Below are 22,387 nucleotides of genomic sequence, written 5' to 3'. Positions count from 1 at the left end.
CGCGTCCGTCACCCTCTGACCGGCACCAGCCTGCCCACGCGGCCCTGCTCTCCCGACGCCCAGCACGAGCCGTCGCGTGCGCACGACACGGTGTCGAACGAACCCCCGTCGAACGTCTCCCACGTCCGCCCGCCCGTGTACGTCACATCGCTGCCCGACGGCCCCACCGCCACCGCCGCGAACGGCGGCCACGGCAACCAGGCGACCCCCGACCGGTACGCGGGAGGCGGCCCCGCGGACGGTCGCCAGGAGGCCCCGCCGTCCCCGGTGACCGCGCCTGCCGCGGGCGACGGCTGGTCGGGACGGTAGTCGCCGCCCACCGCGATCCCCCGGTGCCGGTCGCGGAAGGCCAGGCCGAAGACCCCGCGCGCCGGATCCCCCGCCGGGATCGGCGCGTCGGCGACCGTCCATGTGCGTCCGCGGTCCGCCGAGTGGAAGACGCGCGCCCGCTCGGCCCCGCCACTGGCCAGCCAGACGTCCCGCCCGCCCTGCCCGGCCGGCCCCGCGGTGACCAGGCACTGCCCGCTCGCCGCGAACCCGGCCTCGCCCGGCAGCGCCTCCGGCATCCCGCCGGAGGGCAGCACCCGCCAGGTCCGTCCGCTGTCGTCCGTCGCGAGGATCCGGAACCTGCCGTCCACCGGGTCGCTCATCGCCAGCCCGTGCCGCCGGTCGAAGAAGGCCAGGCAGTCGTAGAAGGCCAGGGGCTCGTCGTTGACGAACGCCTCCGTCCAGGTGCGCCCGCCGTCCTCCGTACGGTAGACGCGCGAGTCCGTGCCCGCGCCGATCGACAGTGCCACGGCCCGGTCGGCGTCGAACGCCTCGATGTCGCGGAACTGGAGCGCGGCCGTGCCGGGCGGGGAGACGTTCCGCCAGGTGCGCCCGCCGTCCACGGTCCGCAGCACGGTGCCCTCGGAGCCGGAGGCCCACACCACGTTCCGGCTGACGGGGGACAGGCCGCGCAGGCGCGCGCTCACGCCGGTCCCGGCGAGTTCCCAGCCGAGCCGGAGCGAACCCGCCTGGGCGGGCGGCGGATCGGCCCGCACCGGGGACGGGTCGGCCTGGGTAGGGGGCGGGGCGACGGTGAGCATGAGTGCGGCTGACATCGCGCCTAACGCGATTCGAAGCTTCATGTCGGGCAAACTAACCCAACGGATCATCACCGTCCATGCCGTCCAGGAAGCCGGCGATCAGCGTGTTGACGCGGTCGGGGCACTGGCGGTTCGACCAGTGGCCGACGCCCTCCAGCAGTTCCAGGCGGCAGCCGGGGATGAGCGCGGCGGCGGCCCTCGTCCTGGCGGCGGGCACCCCCACGTCCCGCTCGCCCTGGATGAGCAGCGCCGGGCAGTCGATCTCGCCCAGCCGCGGACGGAGGTCGACGCGCATGCGCAGCGGCCCGATGGAGGCGTTCTGCCAGTCGGACGACCCCGCGCCCGCCTCCCGCACCTCTTCGAGGATCTCGTCCACGACGTCCTCGAAATCCGGGACGGGTCCCGCGAACAGCGCCTTCCTGGTGAACGCGGCCACCCGCGGCCGGGTGCGGAGCATCGCACCCGGCAGCGTCCGGTTGAGCAGTCGCACCCTGGCGGTGAGCCACAGGGCCTGGTGGACGACGGGCGGGAACGACAGGATGCCTGCCGGGGCCAGCGCCACCAGCCGGTCCACCCGTCCGGGGTGCCGGATGGCGGTGGCCAGGGCGAGGGCCCCGCCCTGGGAGAGGCCGACCAGGGCGGCAGACCTGAGCCCGAAGTGGTCGAGGACGTCGACGACGCAGCGCAGCATGCGCTCGTGGTCGGCCCTGCCGCGCCAGGGACGGCTGCGGCCCTGTTTCGGCCAGTCGAGCGCGAGCACGTGGTGCGTGTCGGTCAGGACGGGGATGAGGTGGCGCCAGCTCAGCAGCGCGTTGTCGACCCCGGCGCCGCTCAGGAGCAGCACGGGCGGCGCCGCGCGGTCCCCGGCGCTGTGCACGTGCAGCCGCCCTTCCGGACAGACCAGGTACGTACTGCGCAGTCCCTCCGGGGGAGGGGGACCGTCCGTCATCGTCCGTCGCCTCGCATCACGGTCGTTCCAGTCCATTCCGGAACGACCGTATCGGCTGCCGGCCCCGATCTCATGCCGCTTCCGGGCAGGCCGTCATCGGGCAGGCCGTCCCCGGGCTCATGCCGACTGCTTGGTGGAGCCCCAGGAGAGCAGCGACTCGGCCGTGCTGAACCGGCGGCTGGAGGCCGACTCGTCGAGGATCACCCCGACCAGCAGCCGGCCGCCGGACTCACCGGCGAACGCCAGGCAGTACCCCGCCGCCTGGGTGAAGCCGGTCTTGAGTCCGACCGCGCCGGGCGTGCCGAGCAGCCGGTTGGTGTTGCGCCACACGTACGAACCGTGCTCCTCGGTGGCGTCGAGGCCGTGGCGGCGGGTGCCGGCCACCTCCTTGATCAGCGGGACGCGCAGCGCCTGGGCCCCCAGTACGGCCTGGTCCCTGGCGGTGGAGTAGCCGTCGCCGGCGCGCGTGGGCAGGCCGTCGGCGTTGACGTAGTGGGTGTTGTTCATGCCCAGCTCGCGGGCCGTGGCGTTCATCTTGGCCACGAAGCCCTGGACGCCGGGCCCGTACGTGCGGGCCAGCGCGTGGGCGGCGTCGGCGCCGGAGGGCAGCATCAGGCCGTAGAGCAGTTCGCCGACCGTGATCCGGTCGCCGGCGCTCAGGTCGGCGGTGGTGCCGCCGCCGTTCTCCGCGTACGCGACGTCCTCGGCCTTGATCCGCACCACGTCCGTGGGCTTGGCGCTCTTCAGCACGACGTACGCGGTCATGGTCTTGGTCAGGCTGGCGATCGGCATTCGTTCCGTGCCAGCCTTGTCCAACAGCACCTTGCCGGAGGAGGCGTCCAGCAGGTAGGCGGCGCGGCCGTACACGGAGGGCGTGTCGGCGGCGAAGTCGGTGAGGCCGGTGAGGGCGGGGTGGGCGGGCACGGAGGGCGCGCCGGTGACGACGGCGGCGGCTGCGGGGGCGGCGGTCGCGGCGGCATGCGCGGTGATGCTCAGCCCCGTGACCAGGGCAAGGGTGCCTGCCATGGCAGTCAGATAAGCTTTCCCGTTACGCATGGGCCCCAGACTGCCGCCCCGCTTGACATGCTTTTGCCAAAAAAAGTGAAAGTCTATGACGGCTCTTCCAGAAACCCCGAAGTAGCTGGAAGAACCGTTAGGTAGATTTTTTTGAGAAAGGCCAAAAACTAGGAGATTCGCCCCACTCCGCCGAGTACCCGCAGGTCGGTCCGCTGTCCGGACAGCGCGTCAGGACGCCACAAATGCACGTCGACCACCCCCGGCTCGACCGGTTCCGTGCCGTCGAAGAATGCCCTGATCTCCTCGGCCGCGCGCGGGCGCAATGGCGCGAGGGCGTACGTGTTCGCATTCCGGATCCGCTCCAGCGTCTGCTCGCCCGCCCCCTCGTACGTCGCGTGCGAGAGCGCCAGCAGGCTTCCCGGGGCCAGCCGCTCCCTGAAGGCGGCCACCACGCGGTGCGGGTCGTCCTCGTCGGAGACGAAGTGCAGCACCCCGATGAGCACGAGGGCCACCGGACGCGACCAGTCCACGACCCCCTCGAGGGCGGCGATCACGCGCTCGGGCTCGCGTACGTCGCCGGGCACGATGTGCACGCCCTCCCCCTCGCCCGGCGCCCGGCCGTACGAGAGCACCACGGGGTCGCTGTCGACGCCCACCACGACCGAGCCGTGGTTCGCCCTGGTGGCGACCTCGGCCACGTTGGGGGAGGTGGGGATGCCCGTGCCGACGTCCACGATCTGGCCGACGTGGGTGGCGCAGTAGCGTACGGACCGCCACATGAACCGCCGGTTCGCCCAGGCCAGCTCACCGCCCTCGGGGAACGCCCGCAGCACCCGGTCGGCGTGGGCGCGGTCGGCGGCGAAGTTGTCCCTTCCGCCCAGGATGAAGTCGTGCACGCGGGCGGGGGAGGGCTTGGTGGTGTCGAACTCGGTCGTCACGGCGACTCCGTTGCGGGGGTGGGGTGAGGTTGGGGGACAGGGACGTCCCTGTGTGGTCCCTGCGACTCTGCGTCCCTGTCGGCAACCGAGGATAACCAGGCGCCCCACGATCCGCGAGCCCGGTCACCGCTCGGCGAAGGCACAGCCCAGGTCTCCGGGCGATCGCAGGTCAGCGGGTGCGGGCAGATGGGGGCGATTCGCGGGTCAGCGGGCGCTCCAGAAGTTGTCGACGACGCGCTCGCCCGCCGCCAGCTCCGCGAACAGGTCCTCCCAGAGCGGCATCACCTGCTCAGGCCCGTACGCCCGCGACGTCCTCACCGCCGCCTTCCCCATGCGCAACCGCAGCTCCCGGTCGGTGATCAGCCGGTTCAGCGCGGCGGCCAGCGCGTCCACGTCCCTGGGCGGCACCAGGACGCCGTCCACGCCGTCGGTGAGCACGTCCCCGGGCCCGGTCGGGCAGTCGAAGGCGACCACCGGCAGCGCGTGCGTCATCGCCTCGATCATCACCATGGGCAGCCCCTCGAAGCGGGAGCTGAGCGCGTACACCGATGCGTTGGTCAGCTCCCGATCCAGCCGATCGGCACGGCCGGGCATCGACACGTGCTCGCCCAGCCCGTACTGGTCGACGAGCCCGGCGAGCTGCCGCCCGCGCGCCCCGGTGCCGAAGATGCGCAGCCGCCACTCGGGATGCTCGGGCACCACCTGGGCGAACGCCTTGACCAGCAGGTCGAACCCCTTCTGCGGCACGAGCCGCCCGGCCGCGACCACCACGGGGTTGACCTGGAGGGAGGGCTCCTGGTCGACCCTGTGGACCGCGTTCGGGATCTGCACGGTCGGGGTGGAGGGCAGCAGGCGCCGGTACTCCAGCCGGTTGGTGCGCGTCAGCACGGTGATCGCGTCGAAGCGGTCGTAGTGGCGGGCGATCTCCCTGCGGATGACGTCAGGGTAGGCCGACAGGTTCATGTGCTCCTGGGCGATCCGGATGACCGACTTGGGGGTACGCCGGGCGGAGATCAGGTTGAGCGCCGGCCGGGTGGTCACCAGTACGCCGTCGCGCAGGCTGGAGACGTACTCCATGGCCGCCCACTCGACGCGCTCGGTGAAGTAGTCGGCCGCGAACTCGCCGCGCGGCACGATCTTCCCGCGTACGCGGCGCCACGCCTTGCGCGCCACGGAGTCGGGCTGCCGTCCGGCGCGCTGGTCCACCAGTGTGGTGACGGTGATCCGGGGGTCGAGCGTGAACTGGGGGGTGTCGCGTCGCCGTACCAGGCTGACCAGCTCGACGTCGTGACCGGCGGCGGTCATCGCGTTGGCCTGGTTGACCACCGTGCGGATGGTGCCGCCCATGCCGTAGGCGTCCAGCATGAGATAGCGGATCTTCACTTGGAGGGCTCCCAGGTCCGTCGGGTGGGGCTGTGCGCGTCCGGGACCCAGCGCGGCACGGCGCTCCCGGCGGACCTGACCAGCGCGTTGAACGACTTCCGCGGCCAGCTCATGCCGAGGGAGACTACCTTTCGTTCCTGGTAGTTCCCTGGCAACGACCGAGCGGGCATGAGCGGCCCCATCAGCGCGAAGGCGCCCCGGCGGGCCGCCGGGGCGGGCCCTCAGAGGTCGTCGAAGGCGGAGCCGGCGGGATCCGCCGTGTAGCGCAGCAGCTCTCCCGGCTGGCATTCGAGCACCTCGCACAGCCGGGCCAGGGTGGAGAACCTGATGGCCCTGCCCTTACCGGTCTTGAGGATGGACAGGTTGGCGATCGTCACCTCCACCCGACAGGACAGCTCGGTCAACGTCATGCCACGCCGGGCGAGCAGCTCGTCGAGCCGGACCTCGATGCGCCCGTTGAGCTCGCCTGGTGGCACTCAGATCGTGCCTTCGATCTCGTCGAGCATGGCCAGGCCGCGCCCGATCACTTCAGCCACCACGAACACTCCCACCCCTGTCAGCACGGAGACGAACGGCCAGTCGACGTCGCCGGGCACCGCGTACGCGTCGACGGTCATCATCCTGGCCGCCACGGTCTTGGCCGCGAAGTCGAGAGCGCAGGCCGCCAGTGAGCCAAGCGTGAGGATCGTACCGATCCTGCGCAGGTCGCGCACCGTGCCGGTGGAGAACAGGGCGCGGTCGCCGGCCACCCCCCGGCTGGTGATGCGGACGAGCGAGAACAGGGAGAAGACCAGCACCAGCGCGCCGGGCAGCCACGTGAACAGATGGAGGGCGGCCAGCATCGGCGCGCGCGCCGGGTCATGGAGAGTCGCCTCGACCGTGACGTGCAGTGCGCGTACGCCCGGGGCCAGGGCTTCGTCAAGGGACACGTCGGCGCGTGACGGCCAGAGCCCGGTGAAGCCGTAGTCGGCCTTGGCCATCGGCAGGGCGGACATGACGTCGGCGATCAACCGCGTGAGGAATGCCAGCAGGCTGAGGACGAGAGCGGTGATCAGGAGCGCGTGCAGCCGCCGGGTCCAGACGCCGGCTGCCGGGGGCGCGGTGGTTGTCGGACTGCTGGGCATCAGCCGCCTCCTTTATCGTTTGTCGATGAATGCCCGGCCCACGATAGCATCGAAAAACGATAAAACAAGCAGAGTCTTGGACGCCTGCGGCCTGCCGCGCAAGCCGCAGAAGGCCGGACGCCCTCGCTCCGGCTGCCGCGCATCGAGCCCAGCACCTGCCGATCGAGCCCGGCGCCCGTCGGCGGCGCCGACGCGGGGGCGCGTCGTCACGGCTCAAGGGGCGGGCGAACGGCGGTGGATGCCAGCCGGAGAGTACGGCCCTATTCGTGGACGAGGACCTCGACGGGCCGGCCGTCCGGGTCTCTGAGCACCTGCCGCCCCGGGGCGCCACCGGGCAGGCCGTCGACCTCGAACGCCAGCCGCAGGGCCCCCGTCCTGCGCTCGGGCCCGCCCGGGTAGAGCTCGATGACCAGGCCGTCGTGCAGCACGGCGGCGTAGTGGGGCGGCCCGTCGCCATGCTGCTCGGCCTCGAACTCCAGGCCGAGGGAGGCGTAGAACTCCCGGCACTCCTCCAGCCGCCCGGTGTAGATCACCACAAGACTCGCCCTCGCCACCACGCCCGCCAGGCTAACCGCTCCCACCCGACCGGCACATCACGCCGGGCCGCCCGACGGGTCGTGGCGGCCGTTCCCGAGGGGCCCCGAGTCGAGGCCGCCGACGCGCGTCCTGCGGAGGCAGGCGAGGAGGACGCGGTGAGGGATATCGTGCGGGGCATTTGACCATCTTTACCGGTCCTTCTTACCTTTCAGGGCATTGATTGTCGGCATTGATCTGGCTGGAGGACAGGGATGACGCGGTTCGCGACGCTTTCCACGGGGCCGAAAATCGCCTACAGCGAAGCCGGGCAGGGCCTCGCCCTGGTGCTCGGACACGGCTTCATGCTCGATTCGGCGACCTTCTCCCGGCAGGTGGCCGCACTGTCCGACCGCTACCGCGTGATCACCTGGCACGCGCGCGGCCATGGGGCGACCGAGTACGACGGTCGCCCGTTCACGTTGTGGGACGACGCGAGGGACCTCATCGCGCTCCTCGACGCGCTCGACATCGACCGGGCCGTCATCGGTGGCCACAGCATGGGTGGTTTCGTCGCGCTCTCGGCGGCCCTGCTGGCGCCCCAGCGGATTGCCGGGCTGGTCCTCGTCAACACCACGCCGTACGGCCAGGCGCAGAGCAATGCCGAAGAACTCGAGGACTTGGCCGACGCCTGGCAGAAGACCGGTCCGACCCGCGAACTCTGCCGGCGGTTCGGCCAGGGGATGTTCGGCCAGGGGATGCTGACGGACGACCACCTCGAACTGTGGATCGAGAAATGGATGAAGCGGCCTCCCGTGGAGTTCGCGCACCCGTTCCACGCGGTGGCCGGACGGGACGACCTCACCCCCCGCCTGCCCGAGATCGCGGCCCCGGCCCTGGTGGTGCACGGGAACGCGGACCCGGGCATCAGCGTGGCCGAGGTGCGCCAATGGTCGTCGGCACTGCCGAACGTGCGGCAACTCGTGGTGATCGACGGCGCCCCGCACGCCAGTTGCGTCACCCACCCCAGAGAAGTGTCCAGCGCCATCGACCGCTTCCTGTCCGGACTCGTCTCGATGTGAACCGTCCGGACCGTGAAGCCCCCGGAACACCGAGAAGCCCCAGACTCCAGGCGGTTGCCGCGAGTCCGGGGCCGTTGGGCCGACCCGGAGGGGTCGTGGAGCCTGGTGGACGATACCGGGATTGAACCAGTTGAGGGAAAAATTTCCTGGCAGAGGGCCTCTTTGCGGTTCTGGTGTCTGAATGAAGTCAGCACAGATTCGGTGACGTACGCGAGGACCGGCCTGCGCCGCTCCACGCAGGTGTCCATCTCCTCCTCCTGCTGGTTGCCGCCGCACAGGCGGCGGAACTCCAGGGCTCCGAGATCCTTCGCGTACAGATCCATCTGCCTGCCCTCCTTCACCCGGGCCGGGCGGCCCGAGGTGGTGTCACGGCTGGTGACGGGGTTCGCAGCCGCCAGTCGCGCGTCTGTGTACCGGGAGCCCTGGCCGGGATCGGACGTGATGTGAGCCAGGCGACCAGGGCTCCCGCCCCAGCGGGGAAGATCGCTGGGGGTACTGCACCCCGGCTGAGAGCGGCACAACGTACTTGGCCGGGAGGGTTTAGGGAGCGCAGCTAAATTGACCTTCGTAGGGCGTTTGCACGTCCTTCAACCACTCGGCGCGGATGATCTCTGCTAACGCCTTCGCGTCTTCCGTCTCCCTGAACTCCCGGGACGGGTAGGCCACGCCATCGCGGGCGGGCAGCCGGGGATCGAGACGCCAACGACCGCCCTGGTCGTGGATGGAGAACGCCTTGATGCACCCGAGCATGCCGTACTGGGTCCGCTTGTCACGGACGACCCAGACGAGTTCTGGGAGGTGGACGGCTGCGCGGCGGGCCGTCTTGGCGGTGCCCACTACGCCCTCCGTTGCTTGGAGAGCCTTTCGGCCAGTTCGTCGAGGTTTCCGGCGGCCATGCTGTTCACCCCCGCGTTCTGCGCGACCAGCAGGCCCACGCGTTGTGGCTGGGCTGCTGGGACGACTTCCACCCTGGTGGGCTGCGGCTCGTTGTCTGCCCCGACGCTCGGCAGTTCGACCATGTAGCTACCGGAACGTTCCCCGATGGACACCGTCGCCACCTTCCAACCGGCGTCGGTGAAGATGACGAGTTCCGGCGGATGCCACAGCGTTTCGGCGCTGCCGTAGAGCTGGATATCGCATCGGTCGGCACGACGCCTGATCAGTTGCCCGTGGATACCGCGTGCCGTCAGATGCGTGATGACGCGGTTAAGGGCAGCGGTCTGCCCTGTGGCCTCTTCCTCGGTGATCGGCTGACAGAGAAGGCCGCCGTCCGATCCTGTTGTGTGTGTGCCCGCCATACCCTCGACGGTAGAAGTGGGCGTTTTCCAGGGGCAATGATGTTGCCCCTTGTTGCCCCAAATCAGTCAGCCCCCTTGGCTACGGCGATCAGTCGCCGTGCCTGGGCACCGTAGACTGCGATGTTCGCCATGGCCGCGAAGCGTTCCGCATAGAGGGCGATCTCCCACTTTTGTGTTAGCTGAAGATGGCCGGACACCAGTTCAACGCTGACCATCTCATCGTCGAACATGGTGAACCCCTCAACGGGTGCAGCATGTGGCGAATGGGCTCTTGACGCACCCAAGGGGACGATCCCGAGCGATACGGACGGCAGGCGTGTGACGTCTTCAAGATGGGCTAGCTGCGCCTGGAGAATTTCCCGGCCATACAACTGATACCGGAGAGCTGCCTCCTCAAGCAGGAACGCGAAGGTGCGTCCCGGCTGCCGGAGAATCGCTTGCCTCGCTAGGCGCTCTTGGACGGCTGCCGCCACGTCGTCGGCCTGGACGTGGTGACGCTGCTGCACTGCGGTGAGAACTGCCGTCGCATAGTCCGCTGTCTGGAGTAACCCGGGGATCATTCTCGGCTGATACGTGCGTACGGATGTAGCTCGATCGAAGATCGGGCGCACGCCCTTCTGGGCGGCGCGCAACCCGGCGCGGTTGATCCGGCGGGAGTCGGTCCACATCCCGGCTGCTTCGCGGCGCGCGGCGAGCAGTTCGTTCGTGCGCTCTGGCGACATCCCGCAGGCACGGCACCAATCCCGCAGATCTTCAGCCGAGATCGGGCGTGCCCCACTCTCGATCTTGGATACCTTGGATCGCCCGTGCCATCCGGCAGCCTTGGCCAGCTCGTCACCGGTCAGCCCCGCATCCTCGCGGATCTCGCGGAGCTGACCGGCAAGCGCCTGTCTGGCCTGCTGGGCGCTGGAAGAGGACGACGAGGGCACGGCTACCAGTGCGCAGAGTCGGCGCGGTTACTCGACGCGGGGCAGCTCATAGCCGGTACTTGTCGTGCGGGATGGCGAGATCCCATACCGCCTCGAACGCTGTCGCACACAGCTCGACCACGCTGGGATCGTCGCTGAACTGATGCCCCACGACTTCCCCGGCACCGTCGAACACCGAGAACCTGACCAGGCGGTTGTCGAACACCCAGAAGGGGTTGCCTGGCAGGGCCAGCGCTGACGAGAGATGCCGGGGCAGCCAGCGCGGTTGTTCTCCGTCTGCCAGTTGAAACGCGGGCGCGACGGCGTGCATGTACCTGGTGTAGTCGCTCACGGGCTCCGAGACAATGCGAGCCCGCCGGACGGCCACGCCTCGCGCGACAACGGGCGCTACGACATCGACCCATGCACGGGCTTGGTCGTGGTTGATGAAGTCTCGCCCGTCCCTGAACGCGATGAACCCTGGATCTGACGTCATGTGAGCGTCGTGGATCTCCAGGTGTACGGCCGACATGGTGCAGCCTGCGAGCAGCTCAGCGAACGTCGGCTTTTTCGCGCTGGGTCCGAGTATCTTCATCGGGCCGGGGGTGCTGCCCTTCGGCGAGCCGGCGCTTTCCGCGTTCGTAGCTCCCACTGACCGCCTCCATGAGGATTTCCGCCATGGCGGCCGGAAGCATCACAACCGCCTCGGTGTCCTTGATCCTGCTGTCGGAGTTGATCCACGCGAGGATGTCAGGGTCCGTCACCAGATCGCCCTGGAAATAAAAGTTGCCCGTCTCCGGATCTACGAACACTGCCGGACAGTCGTCGGTGGCGTTGTCCGGGTCTACGCCCACGAACTCTAGCCGCATGTGCCTCTCCCTTCTGGTGGAGTTGCCCAATGTTGCCCTGTCACGTTGAGCCTGCGCCCTGTGGGATTGGAGCGTCAAGGGAAGAGTTGGGTATCGCCTGAAAGGCGGTCTAGATGCGGTCGTCGCCCAACTAGGCGATCGGAGCGGATGCATCCTTCGAGGGTCAGCACAATGTCAGCACCGGTGCTGACAACGGCCGTGATCAACCCGGAACAACAAGAAGCCCCAGGCTCTCGGCAGGTGCCGTGAGCCTGGGGCTGTAACTCTTGTCAGACCTGGTCTGCTATGGAGCCTGGTGGACGATACTGGGATTGAACCAGTGACCTCTTCCGTGTCAGGGAAGCGCTCTCCCGCTGAGCTAATCGTCCTTGGAGGTGGCGACGGGATTTGAACCCGTGTGGACGGCTTTGCAGGCCGCTGCCTCGCCTCTCGGCCACGCCACCGAGTCAAAACCCTGCTCCGAGCGGAAGACGGGATTCGAACCCGCGACCCTCACCTTGGCAAGGTGATGCTCTACCACTGAGCCACTTCCGCGTTGCTGCGTGCTCAACAATAGCGCGTTTCCCGGCTGGATGCTTACTCGTAGGTGACGCTAGCGCTCCTCCCCGCGGAGCCGGCGGGCCACGTAGTGCTCGGTGGCGGGCAGGCTGAGGAAGATTTCGAGGATCCTGGTCAGGCGGTGGACCTCGATGCGGTGGAAGGCGGGCCCCTCCGAGCGGGCCAGGAGGAGCGAGAGGGCCAGCGGCGGCAGCGGGGCGTGGATGAGGTGCGGGCCGCCCTCAAGCGTCACCGCCGTGGGACGGGCGGGCGTCTCGCCGGGGACGGCGAGGTCGCGCGGGGCGCGCCAGCTCGCGTAGACCACGCGGCCCTCGGCGGTGGTGGCGGCCCAGTCGGCGCTGAACAGGACGGGGAGCGAGTCGACCAGCGTGGTCAGCGCCCGGTCTCCTGCCGTGGTGAGGTATTTGAGAATCTCCAGCTCCGGGTACGTGCCCGGCGCCTCACGGGTCGGCCAGACGCCCTCGACCGTGACGTCCGTCACGCTCTCCAGCCCCTTGACCAGCGTCTGTCTGGACGTCGTGTCGGGGCAGAAGACGGTGATGTCGTCGAGCGCCCGGCCCCCGCCCCGCTCGAGCACCGTCACCTGCGTGATGTCGGCCCCCGAGGCGCCCAGCACCGTGGTCACCTGCGCCAGGGCGCCCGGCCGGTCGGGCAGCGCGACGCGTACGCGAAGAAGCATCCGTTCCCCCTCAACCGAAGATGCCGGATCACAGATTATCCGTGGAATACCGGTTGCGGCCTGACCTGCGCTACAACTGACGGCGTGAAGATTGGGCCGATCGAGGTGTGGCCGCCGGTGGTGCTCGCGCCGATGGCGGGCATCACCAACGCGCCGTTCCGGGTGTTGTGCCGGGAGCAGGGCGCGGGGCTGTTCGTGTGCGAGATGATCACGACGCGGGGCCTCGTGGAGCGCAATCCGAAGACGCTGCGGATGATCAGGTTCGCGGAGTCGGAGCGGCCGAGGAGCATCCAGCTCTACGGGGTGGATCCCGACGTCGTGGGCCGCGCCGTACGGATGATCGCCGACGAGGGCCTCGCCGACCACGTCGACCTGAACTTCGGCTGCCCGGTGCCCAAGGTGACCAGGCGCGGCGGCGGGTCGGCGCTGCCGTACAAGCGGAACCTGCTGCGCCGGATCCTGCGGCAGGCGGTCGCGAACGCCGGGTCGCTGCCCGTGACGATCAAGATGCGCAAGGGCATCGACGACGACCACCTCACCTACCTCGACGCGGGCCGGATCGCCGCGGAGGAGGGCATCGCCGCCGTCGCGCTGCACGCGCGCACCGCCAGGCAGCACTACGGCGGCGTGGCCGACTGGGCGGCCATCGCCCGGTTGAAGGAGGCCGTGCCGGAGATCCCGGTGCTGGGCAACGGCGACATCTGGTGTGCCGACGACGCCGTCAGGATGGTCGCGGAGACCGGCTGCGACGGCGTGGTCGTCGGGCGGGGCTGCCTGGGGCGGCCGTGGCTGTTCAAGGACCTGGAGAACGCGTTCGACGGCAGCCAGGAGCGGGCCCGGCCGACCCTCGGCGAGGTGGCCGGGGTGATGGCCAGGCACGCCGAGGGGCTGACCGCGTGCTTCGACGTCGAGCGGTACGCCGTGGCCGACTTCCGCAAGCACGTCGGGTGGTATCTGAAGGGCTTCACGGTCGGGAGCGACCTGCGGCGCGAGCTGGCCACGGCCGAGTCGCTCGACGGGCTGCGCGAGGGGCTGGCGAAGCTGGAGCACGACCAGCCTTGGCCGCCGAACACCGACACGCCCAGGGGCAAGTCCGGCGAGCGGTCCAAGGTGCACCTGCCCGACGGGTGGCTGGACGACCCCTGGGACTGCCCGATCCCGGGCGCCGACGCGGAGTCCGACATTTCCGGCGGCTGACCGCCCGCGTTCCGCGGCTGACCGCCCGTTCCGCGGCGGATGGGCCGCCGGTTGGTGAGGGCCGGTGGCCTCGGTGCTGCTGGGGTCGCCGCTAGTGAGGGCCGGTGGCCTCGGTGCCGCAGGGGCCGCCGCCGGTGGCCGGTTCCAGGCGTACGGGCTCGCCCGACATCGTCAGCGTCGGGTAGTACTCCGCGATCCGCTCCGCCGAGCGCCCCACGTAGTGGCAGATGAAGCTGCGGCGGAAGCGGTCGGCGGTGCCGTTGGGCTCCGAGCCGTGCACCAGGCTGCCGTTGAAGAAGAGCACGTCACCCGGGTTCATGTTCACGGGCACCTTCGCCAGGCCGGGCGGCGGGGGCACGTACTCGCGGGTGAACGACACGTCCTGGTCGGCCTCCTCCGGGCAGAACAGGTCCATCAGGTGCGTGCCGGGCACCACCTCCAGGCCGCCGTTGGCGCGGTCCACGCGGTCGAGCGCCACCCAGGCGGCCACGCAGGTGCCCGGCTCCACCCGGAGGTAGAAGTTGTCCTGGTGCAGAGCCTGGCCCCTGGCACCGGGCGGCTTGAAATAGAACATGCTCTGGGCTGCTATCGGCTCCTCGCCCAGCAACGCGCGGACGATCGCGGCGACGCGCCCGTCGAGCAGGTAGCGCAGGGCCACGTCGTCGATCTGGTGGGGGTGCATGATCCGGGGGTACTCGCGCAGGACGTCGTACGGCTGCCCCGGCTCCTGCGGGCGCGGCGCGAAGTGGCCCGGGATCGGGCCCCGGGCGTGCAGCGCCATGAACTCGTCGCGCAGCTCGGCCACCTCCTCCTGGGCGAACAGGGCGGGCACCAGCACGTACCCCTGGTCGTGGAAGTCGTTGAGCCTCATGCCTGCCACGCTAGGCGGCCGGATCGTGCGACGGTATGCCTGTGACCGCTGAAGACCTGTCTGTTCCTGCTGCGGAGCTACTGATCGTGGGCCACTACGACCAACTGCCCGGCTACGCCACGCGCCGGGCGGGGGGCTCGCCGAGCTGGTTGCTGCTGTGGACCGAGGCGGGCGCGGGGTTCGTGGCGCAGGGCGGGGCGTCGTTCGAGGTGCGGGCGGGGGACCTGGCCGTGCTGGGGTCGGGGGTGCCGCAGCACTACCGGGTGCTGCCGGGGGCCGGGCGGTGGCGGTTCTGGTGGGTGCACTTCCAGCCGCGCGCCTCCTGGGCGGCCTGGCTGGCGCCGTATGCCCGGGAGGGCCGGGCCCACCTGGTGGCGGGCGTTCCCGGGGCCCTGCACGGGCGCATCGACCTGGCCTTCCGGCGGGCGCGGCGGGACGCGCGCTGGACGCCGGACAACCTCGTCCCCGCCGAGACGCGGGTCCCGGCCGTGGTGGTCGGCGGGGCTGCCAGGGAGCTGGTCATGGGAGCGGTGGAGGAGGTGCTGGTGCTGGCCACCGCCGCCGCGCGGCCCGCCGAGCCGGGCGAGGAGGGGGACGAGCGCGTACGCCGCGCGCTGGCGCTCATCGCGGCCGAGCCGAGCGCCCCGCACTCGGTGGCCTCGCTGGCGCGGGCGGTGGCGCTCTCACCCTCCCGGTTCGCGCACCTGTTCGCCGGGGAGACCGGCCAGACGCCCATGCAGGCCGTGCGCCGGGCCCGCGTACGCCACGCCGCGAGCCTGCTGGAGGTCACCGACATGGACGTGGGTCACGTGGCGGCGGCCTCGGGCTTCGTCAGCCCGTTCCACTTCAGCAGGGCCTTCAGGAAGGAGTACGGCCTGCCGCCCCGCGACTACCGAGCCCGCCTGCGCTAGACCTCGACGTGGCCGCCGCTGCGCCAGTAGACGTTGTCCTCCCTGGACAGGAGCCCCTCGTCGATCAGGTAGCGGCGCAGCGCGGCGTAGTCGTCGTGGAACGCCCGCAGGGCCACGTTCACGTCTTTCTCCGGGTAGCGGACGCCGGGCTCGAAGATCGCGGCGATGTGACGCAGCACGACCAGCCGCTTGTCGCGCCGCATGACCGTGGTCGTCAGCCGCCCGTCGACCAGGAACGTCCGCAGCACCCGCTCGTCGGGGCTCAGCGGCTCGGCGGGCTCGGCCTGTGCCCGCAGCAACTCGCGGAAGCGCTCGGGCGTCGCCCGCCAGGCGCCGCTCTCGTCACAGGCGGCCAGGCCGCCGCCGGCCAGCTTCCGCAGCGCCTTGGGGGACAGGTCGCCGCTGTGGCCGAGCACGAGGGAGGCAAAGGCGGTCAGCGTGTCTTCCTGGTAGAGGAGGCCGAGGACGCGCCGGATCTCTTCGTCGTTCACCCGTACCATGGTGTCGCATGATAACGGCATTAATGCTGGCGGCCACGGTCGCCATCCCCGACACCTTCCTCCTGTACGAGAAGGCCGCCGCGAAGAAGGACGACAACCCGGAGACGAGCTGGTCGGTCAGCGGCAAGAAGACGGCCCGGCTGGTCGTCAACCCGTGCCAGCGGGCCAGGCTCGGCCAGGCGGGGCGCACGCAGGCCAGGACGATCATCCACACCGCGCTGCCCGACTACCTCAAGGCGGAGCAGGTCGTGCTCTACTCCTCGGCAGCGGCGGCGGGCAGGGCCCTGCGCGACCTGGAGGCGGCCGTACGCGCGTGCGGCACCTCCGGCTACCGCTTCTCCGCCCGCGCGGCCGGCCTGGGCGACCGGGGCCTGTCGGTCACCGGGCAGACGTACCGCGGCGGGAAGCCGGCCGTCGGCGGCGAGCGGGCCGTCGTGACCCGCCGCGCGAACGCCCTGATCCTCTACACCGTGGCCGGCGAATGGGGCCCGCCCGCCAAGGCCGACTTCCAGCGGCAGACCAAGGACGCCACCCGCATGCTCGGCAAGATCTGCACCATCGCCGATTGCTGAAGGCGGGGAATGTCTCGATCTTGGGACATTGTCATGACACGAACCCGACGTTCCGTGGACCAGAATGGGTCGACAGCCCTGTGCCGGGACGCCCTTGCCAGTCCGTTCCGGCACACGGCTTGTCGTTCTTCCCGCTCCCGCTCTAGAGCCGGTTGAGCCCCTGCACGTGCAGGACCGCGCGGCCCTCCTCGTCGGAGGCGGCCAGGTCGACCTGCGCGTCGATGCCCCAGTCGCCGTCACCGGCCGGATCCTTGACCGTCTGGCGCACCTTCCAGAGCCCGCTCTCCTCCTCGATGCGCAGCAGCGCGGGCCCGCGGGCGTCGGCGTCGGTGAAGATCTCCTCGTGCTCCTCGTAGTACGCGTCGAGCGCCGCGCCCCAGTCGACGTCGGGAGCCAGCTCCTCCAGCTCCTCCTCCTTCTCCAGCGCGCACAGCTCGACCAGCCGGAACATGGCGTTGCGCACCAGCACGCGGAAGGCCCGCGGGTTGGCCGTGACCGGCCGCACCTTGGCCTCGAGCTGCTGCTGTTCCTCGAGCGCCGCCGCCGGGTTGGTGAGCTTCTCCCACTCGTCGATCAGCGAGGAGTCGACCTGGCGGACCAGCTCGCCCAGCCACTCGATGAGGTCGACCAGGTCGTCGGTCTTGAGGTGCTCGGGCACCGTACGCGACAACGTGCGGTAGGCGTCGGCCAGGTAGCGCAGCACCGTTCCCTCCGACCGGGCCAGCTCGTAGAACTGGATGTACTCGCCGAAGGTCATGGCCCGCTCGAACATGTCGCGCACCACGGACTTGGGGCTCACCGTGTAGTCGCCCACCCACGGGTGGCCCCGCCGGTAGGTCTCGTAGGCGCCGAGCAGCAGGTCGTCGAGCGGCATCGGGTACATCACCTCGGCGAGCTGCTCCATGCGCTCTTCGTACTCGACGCCGTCGGCCTTCATCTGCGCCACGGCCTCGCCCTTGGCCTTCTTGAGCTGGGCGGACAGGATCTGGCGCGGGTCGTCGAGGATGGACTCGACGATCGAGACCAGGTCGAGGGCGTAGGCCGGCGACTCGCGGTCGAGCAGGTCGAAGGCGGCCAGCGCGAACGTCGACAGCGCCTGGTTGAGCGCGAAGTCCTCCTGGAGGTCGATCGTCAGCCGGGCCCGCCGGCCCTGCTCGTCGGGCTCGGCGAACTGCTCCACGATGCCCCCGGCCAGCAGCGAGCGGTAGATCGCGATGGCCTGGCTGATGTGCCGCCGCTGCCACTTGCGGTCTTCGTGGTTGTCGGTCAGCAGGTGCTTCATCGCCTGGAAGCAGTCGCCCGGCCGGTTGATCACCGCGAGCAGCATGGCGTTGCTGACCTTGAAGCGCGAGTTGAGCGGCTCGGGCTCGGCCTCCTGGAGCTTCTGGAACGTGTCCTCGCTCCAGCCCACGAACCCCTCCGGCGGCTTCTTGCGGGCGTAGCCGCGCCGCCGCTTGGGGTCGTCGCCGATCTTGGCCAGCGCCTTGGCGTTCTCGATGTCGTGCTCGGGGGCCTGGCAGGCGACGTAGCCGATGGTGTCGAAGCCCGCGCGGCCCGCCCGGCCGGCGATCTGGTGGAACTCGCGGGCCCGCAGCCGGCGCACCTTGTTGCCGTCGTACTTGGACAGGGCGGTGAACAGCACCGTGCGGATCGGCACGTTGACGCCGACGCCCAGCGTGTCGGTGCCGCAGATGACCTTCAGCAGCCCGGCCTGGGCCAGCCGTTCGACCAGGCGCCGGTATTTCGGCAGCATGCCGGCGTGGTGCACGCCGATGCCGTGGCGGACCAGCCGCGACAGCGCCCGGCCGAACCGGGTGGTGAAGCGGAAGCCGCCGATCATGGCGGCGATGGCCTCCTTCTCGGCCTTGGTCGCCATGTTGATCGACATCAGCGACTGGGCCCGCTCCATCGCCGCGGCCTGCGTGAAGTGCACGACGTAGACCGGGGCCTGGCCGGTGGAGAGCATCTCCTCCAGCGTCTCGTGCAGCGGCGTCATCCGGTAGGAGTAGATCAGCGGCACCGGCCGCTCGGCGTGCTTGACCACGGCGGTCTGCCGCCCGGTGCGCCTGGTCAGGTCGCGCTCGAACATCGACACGTCGCCGAGCGTGGCCGACATCAGGATGAACTGCACGTCGGGCAGCTCGAGCAGCGGCACCTGCCAGGCCCAGCCGCGGTCGGGCTCGGCGTAGAAGTGGAACTCGTCCATGACGACCTGGCCGATGTCGGCCGCCGCGCCGTCGCGCAGCGCCACGTTGGCCAGGATCTCGGCCGTGCAGCAGATGATCGGCGCGCCCGGGTTGACGCTGGCGTCGCCGGTCATCATGCCGACGTTCTCGGTGCCGAAGACGGCGCACAGGTCGAAGAACTTCTCCGACACCAGCGCCTTGATCGGCGCGGTGTAGAACGTGCGCAGGTCGCGCGTCAGCGCGGTGAAGTGGGCGCCCGCGGCCACCAGCGACTTGCCCGACCCGGTCGGCGTGGCCAGGATCAGGTTGTTGCCGGAGACCACCTCGATGAGGGCCTCCTCCTGGGCGGGATAGAGCGTGAGCCCCCGATCGGCGTTCCAGGCGACGAACGCGTCGAAGATGGCGTCGGGATCGGCGTCGATCTCTTCGGGCAGGCGGTCAACGAGAAGGCTCACGACATCTATCCTGCCGAAGATTGCCGCATGGTCGAACCGGGCGGGACGAACTCGGCGCGCCAGGCCCCGATTTCCACGCGCATCCGTGGCGAAAGGCGGCCGTCCCCGGGGGCGGGGAGCGGGCCATCAGCGGAGATCGAGCTGGAGCAGGAGGGTGTCGATCCAGCGGCCGTGCTTGAACCCGACCGCCCTCAGCCGCCCCGCCTCCTCGAACCCGTACGCCGCGTGCAGCCGGGCCGAGGCCGGGTCGCCCGAGTCGGCGATCACCGCGACGAGCTGGCGGGCGGGGGTCTCGCGCGCTCTGGCGACCAGTTCGCCGAGCAGCAGCCGGCCCAGCCCCCGGCCGGTGTGGCCGGGGGCCAGGTAGATGCTGTCCTCCAGGGTGTGGCGGTAGGCGGCTTTGGGGCGGTAGGGGGAGAGGTAGGCGTATCCGGCCACCTCGCCGTCGGCCTCGGCCACCAGGAACGGCAGCCCGGCCCCCGTGATGCCCTCCGCCTTGGCCCGCCACTCGCCCAGCGCCGGCGGCGTCTCGTCGAACGTGGCCACGCTGGTGGTCACGTAGTGGGCGTAGACGTCGGCGACGGCGGGCAGGTCGGTTTCGGCGAGGGCACGGACACGCGTCATGAGGTCATTTTCCCCAACGGCGGATGACGTGCGTGTTTCCGGCTCCTCACGGCGTCGCGGCAGGCACCTCCCACTCCAGGATTCCGGCGGAGAAGCCGTCGCGCAGCCTCGCGACGATCCTGAGGCCGCGGGTGGTGACGGGGTCGAAGGTGACGCGGTTGACCGTGTCGGGGGCCACGCCGTAGCCGGAGGGCGAGCCGACCGGCCGCCACTGGTCGCCGTCGAGCCAGTGCAGCTCCCAGGAGGCGGGCACCCGGCAGCGGCCGATGCCGGTGTCGTCGAACCAGTAGACCGCGCAGCCCTCGACGCGCCTGGGCTCGCGGTACGCGTACTGCACCCACTCCTCGGTGCCCAGGTGGTCCCACCAGGTGAAGCGGGGGATGTCGTGGTCGGCCGAGCTGCTGGGCCACCTGCCGTCGTACAGGGCGAGCATGGAGCCCTCGGCGTGCGAGGCGGACGCCTCGAACGCGGGCAGCGTCCACTCGTGGGCGTCCTGGCCGCGGCCGGCGACCGGGAACGAGGTGATGCGCAGCCGCGCGGCGCCCATGGGGATGAGCCGCACTTCCTCGGCGGGGCCGTCCGTGCGGGCCGGGCTGTCCTGCAGCTCGCGGACCACGCCCTGTGGGTCGGCCTGCCAGTTGTCGATCTTCCTGGCCCTGGCGCGCAGCTCCAGCGGGGCGGTCTGAGGCGTGAAGGGGTTGGCGGGCAGCGGGCCGCGCCGCCGCTCCAGGCGCAGGTGGCCGGGCTGCGGGCGGTCGAGGGCGTAGTTCCAGGGGGTCTCGGGGAAGACCTCGTACTCGGGCCAGTCGGGGGTGCCGCCGGTGCGCCGCCAGCTCTCGCCGATGGCCAGGGAGAACGTCAGCGGTCCGTGGTCCACGGAGACCGAGTCGTGGTTGCGCGCCCAGGTCCGTACGGACGTGCGCATCGGCAGCGTCAGCTCCACCCGGTCGCCGTCGCGCCAGGTGCGCTCCACCACCACGTAGCCGGGGCCGCGCCAGGAGACCGGATGGGAGCGCCCGGCCACCCGCAGCCCCGGGCTCCGGCACCAGCCCGGGATCCGCAGGTAGAGGGGGAAGGCGACGGGCTCGGCGGTGGCGACCGTCAGCCGGACCGTCTCCTCGAACGGGTAGTCCGTACGCTGGTCGACGGTCACCTCCCGGCCGCCGGCGACGCGCGCGGTGACCGTGGAGTCGGCGTACATCGACGCGGCCAGCCCGCGGTCGTGGGTGGCGAGCCACAGCTCCTCGGCGTAGTACGGCCAGCCCATGCCGTAGTTGTGCGGGCAGCAGCGGTAGTTGTGCACGCCCGGCAGGTACGCCTCCATGCCGAACCCGTTCTGGAACTGCCCGAAGAGCTTGGCCGTCCGGTCGAGCCTGACGCTGTTGGCGCTGGTGATGTAGTGGACCGACTTCTGTTCGGGGTCGAACGCGGCCGGCATCGAGTTGATCGCCAGCTCCTCGCACCGGTCGGCCCACACCGGGTCGCCGGTGAAGCGGGTCAGCATCTCGAAGCTGTGCATGAACTCCACGATCCCGCAGGTCTCGAAGCCCTGGCGGGGGTCGTCGAAGCCGTCCCTGGTGTTCTCGTCGCCCGCGAACCCGCCTCCCGGGAACTGCCCGAACTGTCCCATGACGGTGTCGTAGTTTCGGTACGTGGCCCGCGCGAGGGCGGGGTCGCCGTCGAGCAGGCCGTACTGGAGCGGCTCGCGGAAGCCCTGTGCGATGTTGACGTTGTGCCGCGTCGGCAGGCCGTTGACGTAGTCGGCCGAGCCGGAGTGCATCTTGCGCACCAGGTCGAGCAGCCAGCCCTCGCCGGTGCGGTTGTAGAGCCAGTAGACGCTGTCGATGTTGTCGCCCCAGCGGAAGGCGCCCCAGCTCCGGTTGAACACCTCCGCGGGCTGCGCGGCCTGGAGCCGGAAGTACTCCGTCATGAAGGACAGCACGCGGTCGTCGCCCGCGTACTCGTGCCAGGAGCGGAAGGCCGACAGCAGCGGCATGCCCGGCCAGAAGTCGGGGCCGCCCTCCAGCGAGGTGCGCAGCCGCGCCGGGCCGAACCAGCCGTCGGGCTGCTGGGTGGCGACGATGCCGGTCAGCCAGCGCTCGGTCTTGGCCAGGGCGGCGGTGTCGCCGGTCACGTACGCGAGGTCGCCGTAACCGCGCAGCCAGTACGGCAGCTCCTCCCAGGCGTTCTGGTCCGGGCGCACCCAGCCGCAGGTGTCGTAGGCCAGGAAGCCGGAGATCTGGTCGTAGCGTCCGCACAGGCCGTCGAGCTGTAACCGGAGCTGGTGCGCCAGCCAGCCGCGGGGCCGCACGGCGCCGGGCGGGAGCTTGAGGAACGGGGTGGGGGAGAGGGGCGCGCGGTTGGGCGTGTAGAGGCCGCCGGCGGTGGCCGCCGCGGGCCGTTCGACGAACCGCACCCTGGTGCCGTCGCCGGCCGCCTCCGCCTGGGCGGGCCCGCCGGCCGCCATCGCCGCCGCCGTGACCCCGCCCGCGACGAGGAACCTGCGCCGCCCGATCGATGCCTCGTGTTCCATGTGAACCTCCCGCGCCTCGCTGTATCGCTCGACGGCAGGAAATCTCACAGAAACGATCTAGTCAAGACTGAATCGATCTGATTCAGTCAGAATGTGCCGGGAGAGAGTGACCGACTATGTTCGTAATCGATC

At 70.4% G+C, this 22,387-nt stretch carries 23 protein-coding genes and 3 tRNA genes; 4 read left to right on the top strand and 22 right to left on the bottom strand.

All coding sequences use genetic code 11. The annotated features are described in order from the left end of the window. Positions 1-8: 8 nt before the first annotated feature. The 8 genes from ACZ6S0_RS01105 to ACZ6S0_RS01070 form a co-directional block, all read right to left on the bottom strand. Positions 9-1,130, bottom strand: a complete 1,122-nt coding sequence (locus tag ACZ6S0_RS01105) for a WD40/YVTN/BNR-like repeat-containing protein (protein WP_465912564.1) — start codon at positions 1,128-1,130, stop codon at positions 9-11. A 10-nt stretch (positions 1,131-1,140) separates the two neighbouring features. Next, positions 1,141-2,037: an alpha/beta fold hydrolase gene (locus ACZ6S0_RS01100; RefSeq protein ID WP_465912563.1), complete on the bottom strand. Its 897-nt coding sequence runs from the start codon at positions 2,035-2,037 to the stop codon at positions 1,141-1,143. A 117-nt stretch (positions 2,038-2,154) separates the two neighbouring features. Then, positions 2,155-3,063: a D-alanyl-D-alanine carboxypeptidase family protein gene (locus ACZ6S0_RS01095; protein WP_465912562.1), complete on the bottom strand. Its 909-nt coding sequence runs from the start codon at positions 3,061-3,063 to the stop codon at positions 2,155-2,157. A gap of 158 nt (positions 3,064-3,221) precedes the next feature. Next, complete coding sequence (locus ACZ6S0_RS01090; protein ID WP_465912561.1) at positions 3,222-3,992, bottom strand: SAM-dependent methyltransferase; 771 nt, start codon at positions 3,990-3,992, stop codon at positions 3,222-3,224. Positions 3,993-4,196: 204 nt separating this feature from the next. Next, the gene (locus ACZ6S0_RS01085; RefSeq protein ID WP_465912560.1) at positions 4,197-5,375 is read right to left on the bottom strand and encodes a glycosyltransferase family 4 protein; all 1,179 of its coding nucleotides are present in this window, start codon (positions 5,373-5,375) and stop codon (positions 4,197-4,199) included. A 221-nt stretch (positions 5,376-5,596) separates the two neighbouring features. Then, positions 5,597-5,851, bottom strand: coding sequence for a helix-turn-helix domain-containing protein (locus ACZ6S0_RS01080; protein ID WP_465912559.1), 255 nt, complete (start codon positions 5,849-5,851; stop codon positions 5,597-5,599). Then, positions 5,852-6,499 (bottom strand): DUF2975 domain-containing protein, encoded by a 648-nt coding sequence (locus ACZ6S0_RS01075; RefSeq protein WP_465912558.1) that lies wholly within the window; start codon positions 6,497-6,499, stop codon positions 5,852-5,854. 260 nt (positions 6,500-6,759) lie between these two features. Then, on the bottom strand, positions 6,760-7,056 hold the full coding sequence (locus ACZ6S0_RS01070; protein WP_465912557.1) for a VOC family protein: 297 nt from the start codon (positions 7,054-7,056) through the stop codon (positions 6,760-6,762). Positions 7,057-7,287: 231 nt separating this feature from the next. Between ACZ6S0_RS01070 and ACZ6S0_RS01065 the strand changes: the two genes are divergently transcribed. Further along, a complete protein-coding gene (locus tag ACZ6S0_RS01065) occupies positions 7,288-8,094 on the top strand; it encodes an alpha/beta fold hydrolase (protein WP_465912556.1) in 807 nt (268 codons plus the stop codon). 540 nt (positions 8,095-8,634) lie between these two features. Here the strand turns inward: ACZ6S0_RS01065 and ACZ6S0_RS01060 are convergent. The 9 genes from ACZ6S0_RS01060 to ACZ6S0_RS01020 all read right to left on the bottom strand — a co-directional run bounded on the left by ACZ6S0_RS01060 (position 8,635) and on the right by ACZ6S0_RS01020 (position 12,406). Continuing rightward, entirely contained in the window at positions 8,635-8,931 is a 297-nt protein-coding gene (locus tag ACZ6S0_RS01060) for a hypothetical protein (RefSeq protein WP_465912555.1), read from the bottom strand. Then, a complete protein-coding gene (locus ACZ6S0_RS01055) occupies positions 8,931-9,392 on the bottom strand; it encodes a hypothetical protein (protein WP_465912554.1) in 462 nt (153 codons plus the stop codon). The genes ACZ6S0_RS01060 and ACZ6S0_RS01055 overlap by 1 nt, the downstream gene beginning before the upstream one ends. A 62-nt stretch (positions 9,393-9,454) precedes the next feature. After that, entirely contained in the window at positions 9,455-10,321 is an 867-nt protein-coding gene (locus ACZ6S0_RS01050; protein WP_465912553.1) for a helix-turn-helix domain-containing protein, read from the bottom strand. Positions 10,322-10,367: 46 nt separating this feature from the next. Beyond that, positions 10,368-10,832 carry a DUF6879 family protein gene (locus tag ACZ6S0_RS01045; RefSeq protein WP_465913362.1) on the bottom strand — a complete coding sequence of 155 codons (465 nt, stop codon included), beginning with the start codon at positions 10,830-10,832 and terminating at the stop codon, positions 10,368-10,370. A gap of 19 nt (positions 10,833-10,851) precedes the next feature. Next, positions 10,852-11,169 carry an RNA-binding protein gene (locus ACZ6S0_RS01040; RefSeq protein WP_465912552.1) on the bottom strand — a complete coding sequence of 106 codons (318 nt, stop codon included), beginning with the start codon at positions 11,167-11,169 and terminating at the stop codon, positions 10,852-10,854. Between the two features lie 293 nt (positions 11,170-11,462). Beyond that, positions 11,463-11,537 (bottom strand) — tRNA-Val (locus ACZ6S0_RS01035). A 1-nt stretch (position 11,538) separates the two neighbouring features. After that, positions 11,539-11,612, bottom strand: a tRNA-Cys gene (locus ACZ6S0_RS01030). A 19-nt stretch (positions 11,613-11,631) separates the two neighbouring features. Continuing rightward, a tRNA-Gly gene (locus ACZ6S0_RS01025) sits at positions 11,632-11,703 on the bottom strand. 58 nt (positions 11,704-11,761) lie between these two features. Beyond that, entirely contained in the window at positions 11,762-12,406 is a 645-nt protein-coding gene (locus ACZ6S0_RS01020; protein WP_465912551.1) for an ACT domain-containing protein, read from the bottom strand. Positions 12,407-12,490: 84 nt separating this feature from the next. On the opposite strand from ACZ6S0_RS01020, the gene dusB reads away from it, so the two are divergent. Next, positions 12,491-13,603 (top strand): tRNA dihydrouridine synthase DusB, encoded by a 1,113-nt coding sequence (gene dusB / locus ACZ6S0_RS01015; protein ID WP_465912550.1) that lies wholly within the window; start codon positions 12,491-12,493, stop codon positions 13,601-13,603. A gap of 91 nt (positions 13,604-13,694) precedes the next feature. Here the strand turns inward: dusB and ACZ6S0_RS01010 are convergent, their stop codons facing one another. Further along, entirely contained in the window at positions 13,695-14,474 is a 780-nt protein-coding gene (locus tag ACZ6S0_RS01010; RefSeq protein ID WP_465912549.1) for a phytanoyl-CoA dioxygenase family protein, read from the bottom strand. 41 nt (positions 14,475-14,515) lie between these two features. Between ACZ6S0_RS01010 and ACZ6S0_RS01005 the strand changes: the two genes are divergently transcribed. Continuing rightward, entirely contained in the window at positions 14,516-15,385 is an 870-nt protein-coding gene (locus tag ACZ6S0_RS01005) for a helix-turn-helix domain-containing protein (protein WP_465912548.1), read from the top strand. On the opposite strand, the gene ACZ6S0_RS01000 is transcribed toward ACZ6S0_RS01005, so the two are convergent. Further along, a complete protein-coding gene (locus tag ACZ6S0_RS01000; protein WP_465912547.1) occupies positions 15,382-15,885 on the bottom strand; it encodes a DUF2087 domain-containing protein in 504 nt (167 codons plus the stop codon). The two genes, ACZ6S0_RS01005 and ACZ6S0_RS01000, sit on opposite strands and share 4 nt — an antisense overlap. Positions 15,886-15,893: 8 nt before the next feature. Here ACZ6S0_RS01000 and ACZ6S0_RS00995 point away from each other — a divergent pair, with 8 nt between their 5' ends. Then, positions 15,894-16,457 (top strand): hypothetical protein, encoded by a 564-nt coding sequence (locus ACZ6S0_RS00995; RefSeq protein ID WP_465912546.1) that lies wholly within the window; start codon positions 15,894-15,896, stop codon positions 16,455-16,457. A 142-nt stretch (positions 16,458-16,599) separates the two neighbouring features. On the opposite strand, the gene ACZ6S0_RS00990 is transcribed toward ACZ6S0_RS00995, so the two are convergent. From ACZ6S0_RS00990 to ACZ6S0_RS00980, 3 genes are all read right to left on the bottom strand, one after another. Continuing rightward, positions 16,600-19,107 carry a DEAD/DEAH box helicase gene (locus ACZ6S0_RS00990; protein WP_465913360.1) on the bottom strand — a complete coding sequence of 836 codons (2,508 nt, stop codon included), beginning with the start codon at positions 19,105-19,107 and terminating at the stop codon, positions 16,600-16,602. Between the two features lie 117 nt (positions 19,108-19,224). Then, positions 19,225-19,722, bottom strand: coding sequence for a GNAT family N-acetyltransferase (locus ACZ6S0_RS00985; RefSeq protein ID WP_465912545.1), 498 nt, complete (start codon positions 19,720-19,722; stop codon positions 19,225-19,227). 46 nt (positions 19,723-19,768) lie between these two features. Beyond that, complete coding sequence (locus ACZ6S0_RS00980) at positions 19,769-22,255, bottom strand: beta-L-arabinofuranosidase domain-containing protein (protein ID WP_465912544.1); 2,487 nt, start codon at positions 22,253-22,255, stop codon at positions 19,769-19,771. Between the last annotated feature and the right edge of the window lie 132 nt (positions 22,256-22,387).

It is taken from the genome of Nonomuraea sp. NPDC051298 (assembly GCF_055586305.1).
This window is presented reverse-complemented; position numbering and strand designations above follow the sequence as displayed.